13 protein-coding genes and 1 pseudogene are annotated in these 16,135 nt (G+C 70.4%); 8 read left to right on the top strand and 6 right to left on the bottom strand.

The genetic code is table 11. The annotated features are described in order from the left end of the window. The first annotated feature begins 90 nt into the window (after positions 1 to 90). Positions 91 to 663 (top strand): VanZ family protein, encoded by a 573-nt coding sequence (locus AB0D18_RS31805; protein ID WP_362426369.1) that lies wholly within the window; start codon positions 91 to 93, stop codon positions 661 to 663. Positions 664 to 764: 101 nt separating this feature from the next. After that, complete coding sequence (locus AB0D18_RS31800) at positions 765 to 965, top strand: PspC domain-containing protein (RefSeq protein ID WP_362426366.1); 201 nt, start codon at positions 765 to 767, stop codon at positions 963 to 965. Positions 966 to 1,048: 83 nt separating this feature from the next. Here the strand turns inward: AB0D18_RS31800 and AB0D18_RS31795 are convergent, their stop codons facing one another. Together AB0D18_RS31795 and AB0D18_RS31790 are read right to left on the bottom strand one after the other, a co-directional pair. Next, a complete protein-coding gene (locus tag AB0D18_RS31795; RefSeq protein ID WP_362426363.1) occupies positions 1,049 to 1,399 on the bottom strand; it encodes an ATP-binding protein in 351 nt (116 codons plus the stop codon). Positions 1,400 to 1,579: 180 nt separating this feature from the next. Next, a complete protein-coding gene (locus tag AB0D18_RS31790) occupies positions 1,580 to 2,695 on the bottom strand; it encodes an adenosine deaminase (RefSeq protein ID WP_362426604.1) in 1,116 nt (371 codons plus the stop codon). Positions 2,696 to 2,821: 126 nt separating this feature from the next. Between AB0D18_RS31790 and AB0D18_RS31785 the strand changes: the two genes are divergently transcribed. Then, positions 2,822 to 3,577, top strand: coding sequence for a prolyl oligopeptidase family serine peptidase (locus AB0D18_RS31785; RefSeq protein WP_362426360.1), 756 nt, complete (start codon positions 2,822 to 2,824; stop codon positions 3,575 to 3,577). A 314-nt stretch (positions 3,578 to 3,891) separates the two neighbouring features. Next, complete coding sequence (locus AB0D18_RS31780) at positions 3,892 to 4,995, top strand: ionic transporter y4hA (RefSeq protein ID WP_362426357.1); 1,104 nt, start codon at positions 3,892 to 3,894, stop codon at positions 4,993 to 4,995. A gap of 9 nt (positions 4,996 to 5,004) precedes the next feature. Here the strand turns inward: AB0D18_RS31780 and AB0D18_RS31775 are convergent, their stop codons facing one another. Continuing rightward, a complete protein-coding gene (locus tag AB0D18_RS31775; RefSeq protein ID WP_362426354.1) occupies positions 5,005 to 5,997 on the bottom strand; it encodes a LysR family transcriptional regulator in 993 nt (330 codons plus the stop codon). Positions 5,998 to 6,059: 62 nt separating this feature from the next. Between AB0D18_RS31775 and AB0D18_RS31770 the strand changes: the two genes are divergently transcribed. From AB0D18_RS31770 to AB0D18_RS31760, 3 genes are all read left to right on the top strand, one after another. After that, complete coding sequence (locus AB0D18_RS31770; protein WP_362426351.1) at positions 6,060 to 7,394, top strand: MFS transporter; 1,335 nt, start codon at positions 6,060 to 6,062, stop codon at positions 7,392 to 7,394. A gap of 121 nt (positions 7,395 to 7,515) precedes the next feature. Further along, positions 7,516 to 8,241 carry a L,D-transpeptidase family protein gene (locus tag AB0D18_RS31765; RefSeq protein ID WP_362426601.1) on the top strand — a complete coding sequence of 242 codons (726 nt, stop codon included), beginning with the start codon at positions 7,516 to 7,518 and terminating at the stop codon, positions 8,239 to 8,241. 99 nt (positions 8,242 to 8,340) lie between these two features. Then, positions 8,341 to 9,453, top strand: coding sequence for a sigma-70 family RNA polymerase sigma factor (locus AB0D18_RS31760; RefSeq protein WP_362426348.1), 1,113 nt, complete (start codon positions 8,341 to 8,343; stop codon positions 9,451 to 9,453). A gap of 33 nt (positions 9,454 to 9,486) precedes the next feature. On the opposite strand, the pseudogene AB0D18_RS31755 reads toward AB0D18_RS31760, so the two are convergent. From AB0D18_RS31755 to AB0D18_RS31745, 3 genes and pseudogenes are all read right to left on the bottom strand, one after another. Further along, positions 9,487 to 9,675: pseudogene (locus tag AB0D18_RS31755) on the bottom strand (STAS domain-containing protein); the annotation flags it as partial. Positions 9,676 to 10,086: 411 nt separating this feature from the next. Beyond that, positions 10,087 to 11,475 (bottom strand): hypothetical protein, encoded by a 1,389-nt coding sequence (locus tag AB0D18_RS31750; protein ID WP_362426345.1) that lies wholly within the window; start codon positions 11,473 to 11,475, stop codon positions 10,087 to 10,089. A 262-nt stretch (positions 11,476 to 11,737) separates the two neighbouring features. Further along, positions 11,738 to 13,015, bottom strand: a complete 1,278-nt coding sequence (locus AB0D18_RS31745) for a thymidine phosphorylase (protein WP_362426342.1) — start codon at positions 13,013 to 13,015, stop codon at positions 11,738 to 11,740. A 553-nt stretch (positions 13,016 to 13,568) separates the two neighbouring features. Here AB0D18_RS31745 and AB0D18_RS31740 point away from each other — a divergent pair. Then, positions 13,569 to 16,088 carry an SdrD B-like domain-containing protein gene (locus AB0D18_RS31740; protein ID WP_362426339.1) on the top strand — a complete coding sequence of 840 codons (2,520 nt, stop codon included), beginning with the start codon at positions 13,569 to 13,571 and terminating at the stop codon, positions 16,086 to 16,088. The last annotated feature ends 47 nt before the right edge of the window (positions 16,089 to 16,135 follow it).

Raw genomic sequence — 16,135 nt, 5'->3', positions numbered from 1 at the left:
TAAACCTCCGTGCGGGCCCGGATCGCACCTTTCCGGGTCCTCTTGCCCCGCGGGGGAACCGATCCGCGTGGCCCTCGCGTCTTGGGGGGCGTGCGTCAAGGTCTGAGCGGCAGTGCCGTCATCCGCTACCGCGTGACGGGGAGTCTTCTCCTCCTCGCGCATCTGCTGCTCGTTGCTTGGGTGAGTCTGCTCCCCCTCGACGACGTGCTGTGGGTGACCGCCCCCAATCTCCAGCCGCTGGCCGGCATCCGGGCGGACCTGGCACTCGGCCCCGTGGAGGCCGCCCGCCGGATCGGCGAGGGGCTGGCGCTGCTGGCACCGCTGGGGGTTCTGCTGCCGATGGCGGGCGGGCGGCTTCAGGTGTCCCCGTTCGTCTCTCTCCTGCGTACCGTGGCGGCCGGCGCCCTGCTGTCGCTCGGCATCGAGCTGTGGCAGACCGGGGTGCCGGGGCAGGTCGTGGACGTCGACTCGCTGCTGCTGAACACCGTGGGCGTCGCCCTGGCCCACCTCGTCGTCGTACCGCTGACACGGGCGCGGCTGCGGCGCAGGTGGGAGGGGGCCCGGGGGGCGACTCGTACCCGGGTAGGGGGTGCCACCCCGACTGAGGAGGAGGCGGGCCGGGGGTCGACCCCGAGGATTTCCAGGGTCGGGGTCGCCCCGTAGAGCGATGCCCGGTTCGAGTGACGGCGGGAGTATTGAGTACATCGGGAGCCGACGAAGGGCTCCCCCACTTGAGCCCACTTGAGCTCGCGAAGGAGCCCGCCATGACCGCACTTGTCCGCCCCAGCGACGGCCGTGTGATCGGCGGAGTGTGCGCAGCGCTGGCCCGGCGTTTCGGCACCTCCGCGACCACGATGCGCGTGATCTTCCTGGCCTCTTGTCTGCTGCCGGGGCCGCAGTTCCTGATCTACCTGGGTCTGTGGGTCTTCCTGCCGGGTGAGAAGAGCTCGAAGACCGCCTGGTAGCCACCGCCGCTCAAAAGTCCGTACGCCGAAGGGGCGCGCTTCCCGCGAGGGAGGCGCGCCCCTTTCCGTGGGCGGGTGCCGGATCAGCCGCCGAGACCGGGGAGCGCACCGGTGGGCAGGCCGCTGGTGGGCAGGGAGCCGGTGGGCAGCGCGTTGCCGGCCGGCAGGCCGCCGAGGAGGCCGCCGACCGGGTCGCCAGGCTTCGGGGCGTTGGCGGCACCCTTGCTGAGCGCGTCCGTGCCGGACTTCAGGGCCTGCGAGGCGCCGGGGAGCTGGCTCGTGACCTGGTCGACCGGGAGTGCGCCGGTGACGGTGCCCAGCGCGGCGGCGGCGTCCGGGGCGGCGGGGGCGGCGCTCGCGGAGCCGGCGGCAGCGGCGACGAAGGCGGCACCGAGAGCGGCGGCACCGAGGGTCTTGGCAGCAGACTGCTTCATGAAAACAACGTCCTCAGAAATGGGGGGAAGTGAGCGGCTCTGCAAGCTAGTCAGAGCTATCCGCAACCCGCAAACACCACCGGGCGGCCGGGAGTTGATATTCCCGGCCGCCTGTGTAATGCATGAGACCAGTTACCTGCCCCCGGCAGTGAAACCGCAGGTCAGAGCAGTTTCAGCGGCTTACTGGAAGAGCCACTCGGACTTCAGCTCGGCGTATCCGGGCTTGATCACGTCGCTGATCATCGCGAGACGTTCATCGAAAGGAATGAAAGCGCTCTTCATCGCATTGACCGTGGTCCACAGCATGTCGTCGAGCGTGTAGCCGAAAGCCCCGATCAGGTGCTCGAACTCGCGGCTCATGCTGGTGCCGGACATCAGACGGTTGTCGGTGTTCACCGTGACCCGGAACTGCAGCCTGCGCAGCAGGCCGAAGGGGTGCTCGGCGTACGAGGTGGCCGCGCCGGTCTGGAGGTTGGAGGTGGGGCACATCTCCAGCGGGATCCGCATGTCCCGTACGTAGGCGGCGAGGCGGCCCAGCTTCACGGAGCCGTCCTCGTCGACCTCGATGTCGTCGATGATGCGGACGCCGTGGCCGAGGCGGTCGGCGCCGCACCACTGGAGCGCCTGCCAGATGGAGGGGAGCCCGAAGGCCTCGCCCGCGTGGATGGTGAAGTGGTTGTTCTCGCGCTTGAGGTACTCGAAGGCGTCGAGGTGGCGGGTGGGCGGGAAGCCCGCCTCGGCGCCCGCGATGTCGAAGCCGACGACGCCCAGGTCGCGGTAGCGGTTGGCGAGTTCGGCGATCTCCAGGGCGCGGGCGGCGTGCCGCATCGCGGTGAGGAGGGCGCCGACGCGGATCCGGTGGCCGTTCGCGCGGGCCCGCTTCTCGCCCTCGCGGAAGCCCTCGTTGACCGCTTCGACGACCTCTTCGAGGGAGAGGCCGCTCTCCAGGTGCTGCTCGGGGGCGTACCGGATCTCGGCGTAGACGACGCCGTCCTCGGCGAGGTCCTCGGCGCACTCGGCGGCGACGCGGAAGAGTGCCTCGCGGGTCTGCATGACGGCACAGGTGTGCGCGAAGGTCTCCAGGTAGCGCTCCAGCGAGCCGGAGTCGGCGGCCTCGCGGAACCAGAGGCCGAGCTTGTCGGCGTCGGTCTCGGGGAGGTTGTCGTAGCCGACCTCGCGGGCGAGTTCGACGATCGTGCCGGGGCGCAGGCCACCGTCGAGGTGGTCGTGCAGGAGCACCTTCGGTGCGCGGCGGATCTGGTCCGCCGTGGGCGTGTTGAGCGGCTGTGCCGGCATCTGCTTCGTGGTCTGGCTCGTCATTGAGGCACTGTAGCCCCTACGCGCGTAGATCATGCCGGTCGATACGTAACAGTGACCGTGCGGACGGGTGGCGTCCATCTCGGGTTCTGAGACTGTTCTGTTATGACACAGCAAGTCGAGCCGGGCCCGACCGCCCGGCTGGGACGGGCCGTTGGGACGAACGGGGCGGTGGCGGGCGTCGTGCTCGTACTGCCGCCCGGGGAGCCGGAGTCCGCGCGCGGCCCTTCCGCACTGGCACACACGTCCGTGCGCGCCCTCACCCGCGAGCTGGCCGGGGCCGGAGCGGCCGAGGGCCTCGTGGCCCATGTCGTCCGCTACCGGGGACGCGGCTGGAACGGCGACGCGGCGCGGCTCGCGGCGGACGCGGAGTGGGCCGTGGCCGAGGTCGTACGGAAGTACGGGGACGTACCGGTGTGCCTGGCCGGGGTCGGCATGGGCGGCCGGGCGGCGCTGCGGGCGGCGGGGGCCGGGGCGGTCAACTCGGTGGTGGCGCTTGCGCCTTGGCTGCCGGACGGGGCTGACGGGACACAGGGGGCGGATGCGGAGCCCGTGCGGCAGTTGGCGGGGCGGCGGGTGCTGATCGTGCACGGCACGAACGACGAGCGGGCGGCTCCCGAGCTGTCGTTCCGGCTGGCGGCCCGTGCGAAGAAGTCGAACCGGGAGGTGTGCAGGTTCGAGGTGCACTCGGACGGGCACGGGATGCGGCAGCACCGGGCGGAGGTACGGGCACTGTCCACGGACTTCGTGCTGGGCTCCCTCTTCGGCCGGCCGTACGCGCGCCCGCTGGCGGACGCGTTGGCGGCTCCTCCGCCGTTGGGCCTCCGCATGCCACTGTCCACGGGCTTCGGGCGGGGGTAGCCACCTCCGTGCGGGTGCGGGGGCGGGGGTCGTCGGCCGGGTGCGTCGTGCGGGTGCGGGGCCGGGGGCGTCGTGCGGGTGCGTCGTGGCTGGTCGCGCAGTTCCCCGCGCCCCTAAATGCCTGCCCCTCAGCCCTCTGGCCCTCTTGGGCAGCGGAGCACGGGGGGGGGCGCCGTGCGGGTGCGGGCCGGTGGTCGTCGTGCGGGTGCGTGGTGGCTGGTCGCGCAGTTCCCCGCGCCCCTGAATGCCTGCCCTCTTGGGCAGCGGGGGGCGCTGGAGATGCCTCTCCGCCGCCCCTCTGCCACCCTCGTCGCATGAGCACCAGCGTGGACCACATCAAACCCACCCACTGGGCCACCCTCGTCCCCCTGCTCGCCCTCGTGCTTCTCGGGTTCTCCTGGGGGCGGGACATGCCGGGGCCCGTCGTGGCGCTGCTTGCGTGCTTTCTCGGTGGGGCCGTTCTTGCCGCCGTGCACCACGCCGAAGTGGTCGCGCACCGGGTGGGTGAGCCGTTCGGCTCGCTCGTGCTGGCCGTTGCCGTGACGATCATCGAGGTGGCCCTCATCGTCACCCTGATGGCCGATGGCGGGGACAAGAGCGCTTCCCTCGCGCGGGACACCGTCTTCGCCGCCGTGATGATCACGACGAACGGCATCGTCGGCATCTCGCTCCTGGTCGGCTCGCTCAAACGCCGGGTGGCCGTGTTCAACCCGGAGGGGTCCGTCTCCGCCTTCGGGGCCGTCGCCACCCTGGCCGGACTGAGCCTCGCGCTGCCGACGTTCACGACGAGCACCCCGGAGGCGGAGTTCACCCCGACGCAGCTGGTCTTCGCGGCGATCGCGGCCGTGGTCCTGTACGGGCTGTTCGTCGTGATGCAGACCGTCCGGCACCGGGACTACTTCCTCCCCGTGACGCAGCAGGGCAAGGTCATCGACGAGGACGACCACGCCGATCCGCCGCCCGCCCGGGTGGCCTTCATCAGCCTCGGGCTGCTCGCCGTCTCGCTGGTGGCCGTGGTCGGGCTCGCGAAGGGCGTGTCGCCGACCATCGAGAGAGGGGTCGATGCCGCCGGGCTGCCCGCGTCCGTCGTCGGTGTGGTGATCGCGCTGCTGGTGCTGCTGCCGGAGAGCATCGCGGCCGTACGGGCGGCCAAGCGGGACCGCGTACAGACCAGTCTGAATCTCGGGCTCGGGTCGGCCATGGCGAGCATCGGGCTGACGATTCCGGCCGTGGCGGTGGCGTCGATCTGGATGGACGGGCCCTTGCTGCTGGGGCTCGGGGCGACGCACATGGTGCTGCTTGCGCTGACCGTGGCGGTCGGCACGCTGACGCTCGTACCGGGGCGGGCGACGCCGTTGCAGGGTGGGGTGCACTTGTCGTTGTTCGCGGCTTACCTGGTGCTGGCCGTCAGTCCGTAACCGTCTGCCTCAGTCCTTGGCGTCCCGCTCCGTGACGTCCACCAGGGCCGTCTGCGGCAGGATGTTGCCGCGGCGGGCGAGCAGGAAGCGTTTGAAGGCGGCGACCGGGGGTGTGTCCGGGTGGCCGTCCAGCCAGGCCACGCCGATCTCGCGGGCCGCGCGCGGGGCCGTGACGGTGAGTTCCACGACACCGGGGCGGGCCACCGCGGGAGGCGGCAGGAGCGCTACGCCCAAGCCGGCCGCGACCAGGCCGCGGAGGGTCTCCGCCTCCTCTCCCTCGAAGGCGACCTTGGGCTTGAAGCCCGCCTCGGCGCACAGGTCGTCGGTGATGCGGCGCAGGCCGTAGCCGGGTTCGAGGGTGACGAAGGATTCCTCGGCGGCCTCCGCGAGCCGGACCCGTTTGCGGGTGGCGAGGCGGTGGTCGTCGGGGACGACCAGGCGCAGGCGCTGTTCGTCGAGGCGGCGGGCGACCAGGTCGGGGGCCTCGGGGACCGGGGACGTCAGGCAGAGGTCGAGGTCGCCTGCGCGCAGGCGCTCCAGCATCGCCTCGCCGTAGTTCTGGATCAGCTGGAAGCGGATGTGCGGGTGGTCGGCGCGGAAGGCGCGAATCAGGGCGGGGACGGTCTCCGAACCCATGGTGTGCAGAAAGCCGAAGGCGATCTTGCCGGTGGTGGGGTCGGCGTCGGCCCGGACCAGTTCGGCAGCCTTCTCGACCTCGGTGAGGGCGCGTTCGACCGCGGTGAGGAAGGCGCGGCCGGCCGGGGTGAGCGAGACCGTGCGGCCCTTGCGGGCGAACAGGCTGACGTCCAGGTCCTGTTCGAGCCGGACCATGGCGCGGGACAGGGTGGACTGCGGGACGCCGAGTTCGTGCGCGGCGCGGGTGACGTGCTCGTGGCGGGCGACCGCCGCGAACTGGGCGAGGCGTGGCGCGAGCACCTGCGAGATGTCTTCTTCGTAACTACTCGGTGACAGCCGACGCTGTGAGCTTTGCTTATGCAGCATGGGATGGATTATCGCGGGTTTGTGCATTGGACGCATGAGAAGGCCGGGTCTAGGTTCTTGGCATGCCTTCCGCCAGTACCACGGCGTCCACACCTGTGATTGTGGGCGCCGCGAACCCCGTTCCCCTTGTTTCTTCTGATTCCCCTGCCGCCACCCCTGTCGCTGCCGACACCCGGCTGGCGCCCTCCTCCCCCGGTTTCCGGCGGATGAGCTTCGCGCTCTTCGCGGCCGGCATGGCGGCCTTCGCCCTTCTCTACTCCACGCAGGCGCTGCTGCCCGCGATCTCCGCCGATCTCGGCGTGAGCGCCGCGCAGGCCAGTTGGACGGTGTCGGCCGCGACCGGCGCGCTCGCCCTGTTCGTACTGCCGCTGAGTGCGCTGTCCGAGCGCTTCGGGCGGCGGACCCTGATGACGTACTCCCTGGTCGTGGCGGTCGCCGTCGCGCTGCTGATTCCGCTCGCACCCAACGTGGGGTGGCTGATCGCGCTGCGTGCCGTGCAGGGTGCGGCGCTGGCCGGACTGCCGGCGTCCGCGATGGCGTACCTCGCGGAGGAAGTGCGGCCGAAGGCGCTCGTGGCGGCGATCGGGCTGTTCGTGGCCGGGAACTCGATCGGCGGGATGAGCGGGCGCATCGTGACCGGGTGGGTCGCGCAGCTGTGGGGCTGGCGGGCCTCGCTCGCCGCCGTGGGGCTGATGGCGCTGGTGTGCGCGGCGGTGTTCCGGCTGATGCTGCCGAAGGCGCGCAACTTCCGCCCCGGGACGCTGAGTCCGCGGGTGCTCGCCAAGACCGTGGGCACGCACCTCTCCGATCCGCTGCTGCGGCGGCTGTACGCGATCGGCGCGCTCTTCATGACGGTCTTCGGCGCGGTCTACACCGTGATCGGCTACCGGCTCGTCGAGGCGCCCTTCAGCCTGCCGCAGGGCGTGGTCGGCTCGATCTTCCTGGTGTACCTGGTGGGGACGGTGTCCTCGGCGGGCGCCGGCAAGCTGGTGGCGCGGACCGGGCGGCGCGGCGCGCTGTACCTGGCCGTGACCACCACCGCCGCCGGACTCCTGCTGTCGCTGTCGGACTCCCTGGCCGGTGTGCTGGCCGGGCTCGTCCTCATCACGGCGGGCTTCTTCGCCGGGCACGCGGTCGCCTCGTCGTCGGTCAGCCGCGCGGCGAAGACCGGGCGCGCCCAGGCCTCCGCGCTGTACCAGTCGGCGTACTACCTCGGCTCCAGCGTCGGCGGCACCCTCGGCGCGATGGCGTTCCACGCGGGCGGCTGGGAGGCCACCGTGGCACTCGGGCTGCTGGCCGTCGTCGGCGTCGTGTCGATCACGCTGTACGGGACGCGCTGCGCGCGGGTGGAACGGCGTCTGCAGCGGCGTACCTCCCTCGTTGTCGCGAATTCGTGACACTTCGACTCCCTTGTCCGTACAACCGGATCGACCCCTGGGCCGTCTAGCCGGACAGAACGTGCAGCACCGCACGCACGCGCGTGCCGCACGGCAGGGGAAAGGGAAATCCATGGCAACCATGGCATCCACGGGGGACACGAAGAGAGTGCGCGCAGCGCTCCGCACCCGTACGGGCATAGCCGTCGGGATCACCGCGCTGGTGGTCCCGGCGGTACTGACGGTGGGAGCCGCCGCTCCCGCGCAGGCGGCCTCGTGCTCGACCAGTACGGGTCCGTACCAGAAGCAGGTGGAGAAGTTCCTGGGGCTGAAGGCGGACGGCAGGCAGTCGGCCACCGACTGCAAGGCGATACGCGGCTTCCAGACCAAGCACGGCATCACCCCGGCCATCGGCTACGCGGGCCCGGTGACCTGGCGGGCGATGGACCTCATCAACAGGCAGCAGGCCGCCCGCAATCCGAACGCGGCCGGGAAGTGCCCGACGAACAAGGGCCGCATCGCCTGCGTCGACCTGACGCGGCAGCTGACCTGGATCCAGGACGGCAAGAAGCTCAAGTACGGCCCGGTGCCGATCCGTTCGGGGCGCGACGGGTACGAGACGCGGACCGGCCTGAAGCGGATCTACCAGCGCAGCATCAACCACTACTCGACGATCTACCACGTACGGATGCCGTACTCGCAGTTCTTCGACGGCGGCATCGCCTTCCACTCGGTGGGGGTCCCGATGTCGAACCCGCCGGGCTCGCACGGGTGCGTGAACATGCGCCCTTCGGACGCGAAGAAGTACTGGGGGCTGCTGAAGAAGGGCGACGACGTCTTCGTGTACGGGCGCAAGCCGGGGACCTGACCGGGCCGCCACCCGTACGGGGAAGGGCAGTTCGCGGCATTGCACCCCCCGTTGTCAGACCCCTCCCGTAGAGTTCCACAGCACAGGAGTTGTGGGTGGATGAGCGGTGGGGTGGACCCTGTGAGTGATGTCGCGACGCCAGGTGTGGATGCACAACTGGAGGACTACCGGACCGAGTTGACCGGTTTCTGTTACCGGATGCTCGGCTCCGCCTTCGAGGCGGAGGACGCCGTTCAGGACACGATGGTGCGCGCCTGGCGCAGTCAGGACCGTTTCGAGGGCCGCTCCTCGCTGCGGTCCTGGCTGTACCGCATCGCGACCAATGTGTGTCTGGACATGCTGGGCAGCAGCAAGAAGAGGGCCCGGCCGATGGACTTCACTGACTCGCGACCGCTCGCCCAGGCGCAGTTGAACCCGCAGCCGGAGGCGACCTGGCTGGAGCCGGTCCCGGACGGGCGGGTGCTGACCGCCGTCGCCGACCCGGCCGAGACGGCGGTGGCGCGCGAGTCGGTCCGCCTGGCCTTCGTGGCGGCCCTGCAGCATCTGCCGCCGAAGCAGCGGGCGGTGCTGATCCTGCGCGAGGTGCTCGCCTGGAAGGCGAGCGAGGTCGCGGAGCTCCTGGAGACGAGCGTGGCCTCGGTCAACAGCGCGCTGCAGCGGGCGCGGGCCACGCTCGCCGAGTCGCAGACGGCCTCGTCGGACACGGTGAAGCCGATGGACGAGGAGCAGCAGAAGCTCCTTGAGCGGTACGTGGCGGCGTTCGAGGGCTACGACATGAAGGCCCTTACGGCGTTGCTCCACGAGGACGCCGTGCTCTCCATGCCCCCGTTCGACCTGTGGCTGGTCGGCGCGCCGGACATCACGGGCTTCATGCTCACGCACGGTGCGGCCTGCAAGGGGTCGCGGATGCTGGCGACCGTGGCCAACGGGACGCCCGCCTTCGCGCAGTACCACCCGACGGCCGAGGGTCACTTCGAGCCGTGGGCGCTCCAGGTCGTCGAAATCTCAGACGGCCGGATCTCCCACATCAACACGTTCCTCGACACCAAGCGGTGGTTCCCGCTGTTCGGCGTCCCGGCGCGGATCGAGGCGGACGGCACTCCCGGCCCGCTCGCCGAGCCCGGGGGGATCTCCGGATTCGAGGCCGCCGCCGCGGCTGCCGCTGCCGCTGGGGCCCCCGGAGTCGAAGGACAGACCGACAAGGTCGAGTAGGTCGCGCAGCTCGCGGCTGGGGTGCCAGAGCAGGAGCCGGCATCCCAGCCGCCGGGCGGTGAGCCGCATCCGGGCCAGCGCCTCCACGGCGGGCAGCCCGGGTGCGGTGAGGGCCGAGACGTCACAGGCGAGTTCCGTCGCGCCGGTGGCCAGGATGTGCGCGCGCAGCCGCTCGCACAGGTGCGGTACGTCGGCCCTGGTCACCGGGCCGGCGATCGCCATGGGGTGGTGCGTCGCTGAGTCTTCCACGTGAGGTAGGACCGGACGGGCGACCGAAACTCATCGGTAGGCCCGGAATCAGCGGTGCGGCGGGCCGGTGCGGCGTGGCCGGCGGTGCGGCGGGCACGGCGGTTCGGCGGGCACGGCGGTTCGGCGGGCACGGCGGTTCGGCGGGCCCCGCGATGCGGTGTGCCCGGTGGTTTGGCGGGCCCCGCGAGGCGGCGGGCCCGGTGGTTCGGCGTGCTCGGCAGTGCGGCGGGCCCGGTGGTTCGGCGGGCCCCACGAGGCGGCGGGCCCGGTGGTTCGGCGTGCTCGGCAGTGCGGCGGGCCCGGTCGTTCGGCGTGCCCCGCCAGGCGGCGGGCCCGCGATGCGGCGGCCCGGTCGTCGTTCGGCGGGCTCGGGTCCGAGGGGGCTCAGCCCGTCCAGCGGCCCGACAGGAACGACACCGCGAAGACCACCATGAGCGGCGCGGCCACCGCCACGTACGCCGTCTTGATCCGTGGCCTGCGCAGGCTCCACGCGGCGAGCAGCGTCCACAGCGGCCACCACAGGAGCGTCGCGCGGGGCACGGACGTGAACCAGTACGACGTGCCCAGCGCCCACAGGCTGAGCCCCATGTACACGGCCTCGGGCCAGCGGCGCAGTCCGATCAGGACGCCGAGCAGGACCAGTCCGACGACCATCGCGAGCAGCTCGGCCTGCCACATGTACGCGTAACCGGTGCTGTAGGCGCCTTCGAAGGCGGCCTGCCAGGTGGTCCGCCACGCCTCCCAGGGGGCGTGGAACTCCCGGTACCAGCCGCGCTCCTGGGCATGCTGCCAGGCCATCCAGTCGCCGGTGTGGGCGTGCAGGTAGGCGCTGTAGAGGAAGGCTGGGAGCGCGGGCAGGAGGGTCCAGGGCAGCGGGCGCCAGGCGCGGGCGGTGCGGGCCTTCCAGGCGGTGATCAGGAAGTGCACGCCGATGGCGGCGGCGAAGAAGAGGCCGCTGATGCGGACGGTGGTGGCGAGGGCGGTGAGGACACCGGCCAGCAGCCACTGGTGGCGCTGCGCCGCCAGCCAGGCGGGCAGTGCGAGCGCGAGGAAGAGCGCCTCGGTGTACCCGGCGGCGAGGAACACCGCACACGGCGAGAGCAGTAGAAACAGTACGGAGCGCTGCGCCATGCCGGGAGCAGTGCTCTCGTCGTGTGCCGGCGCGCCCCTCCCGGAGCGCTGCGCCGGAAGCGGAGCACTGCTCTCGCCCCGTACCCCCGCACCCCGACCGGAGCGCCGCACCGAACCCGGAGCAGTGCTCTCCCCGGGCAGGTGCAGCCTGGCTATTCGGGCCAGGGCGAGCACTGCCACCGCGCCCGCGACGAACGAGATCAGCAGCCCGGCGAGCGTCCAGTTCGGCACGATCACATGCACGGCCCGCAGCGCCACCGGGAACCCGGGGAAGAACGCCTCCCGGTTGTCCCAGTCCGGGGTGGAGGGCCCCGCGCCGTCCGGGAAGTAGCCGGACTGCGCGATGTGCAGGAAGTGCGTCCAGTCCCACTGCTCCCAGCGCGACAGCGCCGACGGTGCGCTCTTCGCCTCGCCGTCGCTCGGGAAGATCCAGGCCACGCTGTACGAGGTGACCCACAGCCCGACCCGGGTGAGCAGGTACAGCCAGAGCACGTCCCGGTCGTCGCCGTTCAGCGGCAGCCGGAGGCGGAGCCGGGACAGCCCGCGGAGGTGCGGCTTCCGCCCGCCCGTGGACGTGCCCCTGCCCGCGGGGGCTGGGGCGGGGCGCGTGGCGGTCCGCTGGGGCGGGGGCGCGACGGTCATGGTCCGGCTCTCCTGAGCGACGTGGGGCAGGCATGGGGCAGGCATAGGGCAGGCACGGGGCACGCACGGTGGTTCGTACATGAGTACGCGAGGCAGGTGTCTTACGGAAAGAGGGCAGAGGGGCCGCGAACCGTTCCCGGCCCCCGCCGAAAGCTTTCTGCGTACGACGAAGACGCGGCGAAGAACAGGGCCGGCAGGAAGTCCCAAAGACTTCCCACCGGCCCCGTGCATCACACGAGCAACACCCCCAGGGTGCCCCGACTCAGGCGATCCGGTCCAGCACGATCGGCGCCGGTACGAAGTCGGTGCCCTCGGGGGCGGTCAGGACTCCGCCCTCCAGCGCCTCAAGGGCGTACGCGAACTTCTCCGGGGTGTCGGTGTGCAGCGTCATCAGCGGCTGGCCCGCGACGACCTTGTCACCCGGCTTGGCGTGCAGTTCGATGCCCGCGCCCGCCTGCACCTTGTCCTCCTTGCGCGCACGGCCCGCGCCGAGGCGCCAGGCCGCGACGCCCACCGCGTACGCGTCCAGCTTCGTCAGCACACCGCTGGACGACGCGTTGATCACATGCTGCTCGCGGGCGACCGGGAGCGCCGCGTCCGGGTCGCCGCCCTGCGCCTGGATCATGCGCCGCCAGACGTCCATCGCGGAGCCGTCGCGCAGCGCCTTCTCCGGGTCGGCGTCGCCGAGTCCCGCCGCGTCCAGCATTTCGCGGGCCAGCGCCAGGGTCAGCTCGACGACGTCCGCAGGGCCGCCGCCCGCGAGGACCTCCACGGACTCCCGTACCTCCAGTGCGTTTCCGGCCGTCAGGCCGAGCGGCGTCGCCATGTCCGTCAGCAGCGCGACGGTCTTCACGCCGTGGTCCGTGCCCAGGCCCACCATCGTGGCGGCGAGCTCGCGCGCGTCCTCGATGTTCTTCATGAAGGCGCCGGAGCCGACCTTCACGTCCAGGACCAGCGAGCCGGTGCCTTCCGCGATCTTCTTCGACATGATCGACGAGGCGATGAGCGGAATCGCCTCCACCGTGCCCGTCACGTCGCGCAGCGCGTACAGCTTCTTGTCGGCGGGGGCGAGGCCGTCGCCGGCGGCGCAGATCACGGCGCCCGTCGAGTCGAGCACGTCGAGCATCTCCGCGTTGGAGAGCAGCGCGCGCCAGCCGGGGATGGACTCCAGCTTGTCGAGCGTGCCGCCGGTGTGGCCCAGGCCCCGCCCGGACAGCTGCGGCACGGCCGCGCCGCAGGCCGCCACCAGCGGGGCCAGCGGCAGCGTGATCTTGTCGCCGACGCCGCCGGTGGAGTGCTTGTCGGCGGTCGGCCGCGACAGGGAGTCGAAGTTCATGCGCTCGCCGGACGCGATCATCGCGGCGGTCCAGTGGGCGATCTCGCCGCGGTTCATGCCGTTCAGCAGGATCGCCATGGCCAGCGCCGACATCTGCTCGTCGGCGACGATGCCGCGCGTGTACGCGTCGATGACCCAGTCGATCTGCTCGGGGCTCAGCTCACCGCGGTCACGCTTGGTGCGGATGATGGAGATGACGTCCATGGGGTTCCTTCCGGTCGTACGGCTCTGTGCGTAAATCTACGCGCGTCACGCGGTACGCCAAGACCCGCTGGGCAACAATCCGCACCGATCACGCCACTTGGTGAACTCCACCGAGGGTCCGTGAGGGGCGGTCGTTGAGCTGCGGCGCTGTCGTGACCGGTCGCGCCCACGCGGCAAAGCCGCATGCCGACGCGGCCCCGCGCCTCTGTGGGGAAAGGTCCGGACGGGTCGTCATCGAGTGGAATTCAACCGCCATTTGCGCCACTACATGCAATTCGATCCGACTTCGGTCATTGAATCGCTCTCGATTCGAATGCAGTACACATTGGTCCATTTATGCGGCTGTCTGGCGCAACCTTGTTCCCATCTGGAGTGTTCAGCCGCGCGATTCCCCGGCCCATGAGTTCTTCTGAGCCCCACAGTGGCCCGTTTTGCTGTGAACCTGCGGGTCCGGACGATGACAGGAGTCGCTTTGCCAACGATCATTCCTACCGCTCTCCGCGGCAGACAGCTGCCGCGAAAAGTCGGTGCGCTGGCCGTGGTGCTACCGGTAATGGCTTCAGGAGCGGTACTCAGCCTCCAGACGGCACAAGCCGACGAGGGTGACGGCAGCGCCACGGTCCGCGTGGTGCGCGAGGTCAACGCAAACGGCAAGTGGGACGAGGTCCTGGAGCCCGGCATGGCCGGGGTCAAGGTCACCCTGACCGACGCGGACGGCCGCAGCATCACCGGTACGACGGCCGCGGACGGCACGGTGACGCTGAGTCCCGGCGCCCAGCTGCGCGGTGGTAAGTACCGCATCGAGGCCAAGAATCCCAAGTCGGGAGTCCTTTTCCCGGGATTCGCGTCACCGAAGGACGATCTGAGCGACCCGACCGTCCTGTCGTCGAACGTCGAATTCGTCGACCTCAAGGACGGCGCGACCGCCGAGGTCACCACGTCGTTCTGGAACCCGGCCGACTACTGCCAGAAGAACGCCGAGCTGGTGACCGCCTGTATCGGCAAGGACATCGAGGGCTTCTCCGAGCCGGACAGCCGTCGCACGCTGGTGGGCTTCCCGTACAACGCCCGCGGCAACGACAACCAGACGACGGACCTGTCGGACAAGGGCACCACGGGTGCGCTGTACGGCATCGGCTGGAGCAAGCAGAAGAAGTGGGTCTTCTCCGGGGCGATGGCACGCCGCGCCGCCAAGTACGGCCCCGGCGGCCCGGGTGCGATCTACCTCACCGACCGGGCGAGCAAGCAGACCACCCAGTTCACCACGGTCCCCAACGTCGGTAACACGGCGCACGACATGTCGATGCCCGACATGGACCTGGCCTTCAGCCCGAAGGTGACCAAGGAGTCCCTGGGTGACGTGGAGGTGTCCGAGGACGGCAAGGACCTCTACGTCGTCAACCTGAACGACCGCAAGCTGTACCGCTACGACGCGACCAAGAAGACCGCGGCGGCCCCCAAGGCCTCGTACGCGATCCCCAACCCGGGGTGTGCGGCGGCCGGTGACTGGCGTCCGTTCGGTCTGGGTGTCCAGGACGGCACGGTCTACGTCGGCGGCGTCTGCTCGGCGGAGTCGAGCCAGAGCAAGGACGACATGCGGGCCGTCGTGCAGACGTTCGATCCCAAGGGTGGCACGTTCACCGGCACGATCATGGACGAGAAGCTCGACTTCCCGCGCGGTGTGGCCGACAACCTGCCCGCCACCTGCAAGGGCCGCGGCTGGTTCCCGTGGGCCGACGGCTGGCGTGACCAGCAGGACGGCCAGGCCTGTGGCCTGCGCTACGCCTACCCGCAGCCGATCCTCGGCGACATCGTGGTGGACACCGACGGGGACCTGATCCTGGGCTTCCGCGACCGCCACACCGACCAGTCGGGCAACGGCCTGCGCAACAAGACCGGCGGCGGACTGGCTGACCCGTCTTCGGGCGGTGACCTGAACCGGGCGTGCAAGAAGGGCGGAAAGTTCGTCCTGGACGGCAACGGCGGCTGCAAGAACAACGCCGAGACCAACCCCACCGGCGGACAGCCCGACGACGTCAAGGAGTACTACCCCGGTGAGTACCGGGCCGGCTGGCACCTGGAGTCGGCGTTCTCCGGCATCGCACTGTCCAAGGTCGAGGACTACATCGCCACCTCCGGTATCGACGTGGTCGACACCACGTGGAACAGCGGCACGATGTTCGTCAACCGTGACGGATCCCGTGACCCGAAGCTGGGCAACCAGCTCACCACCACCTTCGGCAAGGGCGGCTCCATGGCCGACCTCGAAGTGCTGTGTGACGAGGCCCCGTTCCAGATCGGCAACCGGGTCTGGTACGACAACGGCAAGCGCATGAAGAACGGTGTCCAGGACCCGGACGAGAAGCCGGTCGTGGGCGCCACGGTCAACCTGTACGACAAGGACAACAAGAAGATCGGCACGACGACGACCAACGCCCGGGGCGAGTACTACTTCGACTCGACGCTGGTCAAGAACGTCGACCCGGCCGACTGGGTGTACGGCCGCAAGTACTTCGTGCGGATGGACAACCCGGCCGACTACGCCGCGGGCGGCGTCCTGGAGGGCTACCAGCCCACCCAGTTCGGCAACGGCGGCAACATGGCCATCGACTCCAACGGCAAGCCGTACGGCAACGGCGGCCGCTTCTCCGCGACCGAGGTCGACATCGACGGTGCCGGGGAGAACGACCACGACATCGACTTCGGCTTCATCAAGCCGACGCAGATCATCCTGAGCAAGGTCAACGCCAAGGACGGCAAGCCCGTCCAGGGCGCGGTCTTCCAGCTGTGGCAGGAGTCCAACGGCCAGGCGGGTCTGCAGCGCACCGGTGGCAAGCCCGACAAGCGGCGCGACGAGTGCGCGACCGACGCCAAGGGCAAGTGCACCTTCCAGAAGATCGGGGTCGGCAGCTACTACCTGGTCGAGACCGCCGTACCGGACGGCTTCGTACTGCCGGTGGGCCGCAAGGCCGTCACAGGACCGATCAAGATCACGGAGCGGAACTGCGAGTTCAACCCGTACCGTCTCACCCTCAAGAACACGCCGGGTGAGGAAGAAAAGAAGAAGAAGTAGCCCCACCCCCACCCCTGACAGCCAGGGGTGACGACGGCGGCCTCCCT

It is taken from the genome of Streptomyces sp. NPDC048442, from assembly GCF_040651475.1.
In the GTDB taxonomy this organism is placed as follows: domain Bacteria; phylum Actinomycetota; class Actinomycetes; order Streptomycetales; family Streptomycetaceae; genus Streptomyces.
The sequence above is the reverse complement of the archived record's forward strand: the minus strand, read 5'-3'. Positions and strand labels throughout refer to the sequence as shown.

Excerpts from the sequence above, each read along its gene's own strand:
- AB0D18_RS31775 (WP_362426354.1), bottom strand. The coding sequence starts at position 5,997 with ATGCTGCATAAGCAAAGCTCACAGCGTCGGCTGTCACCGAGTAGTTAC.
- AB0D18_RS31790 (WP_362426604.1), bottom strand. The coding sequence starts at position 2,695 with ATGCCGGCACAGCCGCTCAACACGCCCACGGCGGACCAGATCCGCCGC.
- AB0D18_RS31760 (WP_362426348.1), top strand. The coding sequence starts at position 8,341 with ATGAGCGGTGGGGTGGACCCTGTGAGTGATGTCGCGACGCCAGGTGTG.
- AB0D18_RS31740 (WP_362426339.1), top strand. The coding sequence starts at position 13,569 with ATGGCTTCAGGAGCGGTACTCAGCCTCCAGACGGCACAAGCCGACGAG.
- AB0D18_RS31800 (WP_362426366.1), top strand. The coding sequence starts at position 765 with ATGACCGCACTTGTCCGCCCCAGCGACGGCCGTGTGATCGGCGGAGTG.
- AB0D18_RS31770 (WP_362426351.1), top strand. The coding sequence starts at position 6,060 with ATGCCTTCCGCCAGTACCACGGCGTCCACACCTGTGATTGTGGGCGCC.
- AB0D18_RS31765 (WP_362426601.1), top strand. The coding sequence starts at position 7,516 with ATGGCATCCACGGGGGACACGAAGAGAGTGCGCGCAGCGCTCCGCACC.
- AB0D18_RS31785 (WP_362426360.1), top strand. The coding sequence starts at position 2,822 with ATGACACAGCAAGTCGAGCCGGGCCCGACCGCCCGGCTGGGACGGGCC.
- AB0D18_RS31780 (WP_362426357.1), top strand. The coding sequence starts at position 3,892 with ATGAGCACCAGCGTGGACCACATCAAACCCACCCACTGGGCCACCCTC.
- AB0D18_RS31745 (WP_362426342.1), bottom strand. The coding sequence starts at position 13,015 with ATGGACGTCATCTCCATCATCCGCACCAAGCGTGACCGCGGTGAGCTG.
- AB0D18_RS31795 (WP_362426363.1), bottom strand. The coding sequence starts at position 1,399 with ATGAAGCAGTCTGCTGCCAAGACCCTCGGTGCCGCCGCTCTCGGTGCC.
- AB0D18_RS31750 (WP_362426345.1), bottom strand. The coding sequence starts at position 11,475 with ATGACCGTCGCGCCCCCGCCCCAGCGGACCGCCACGCGCCCCGCCCCA.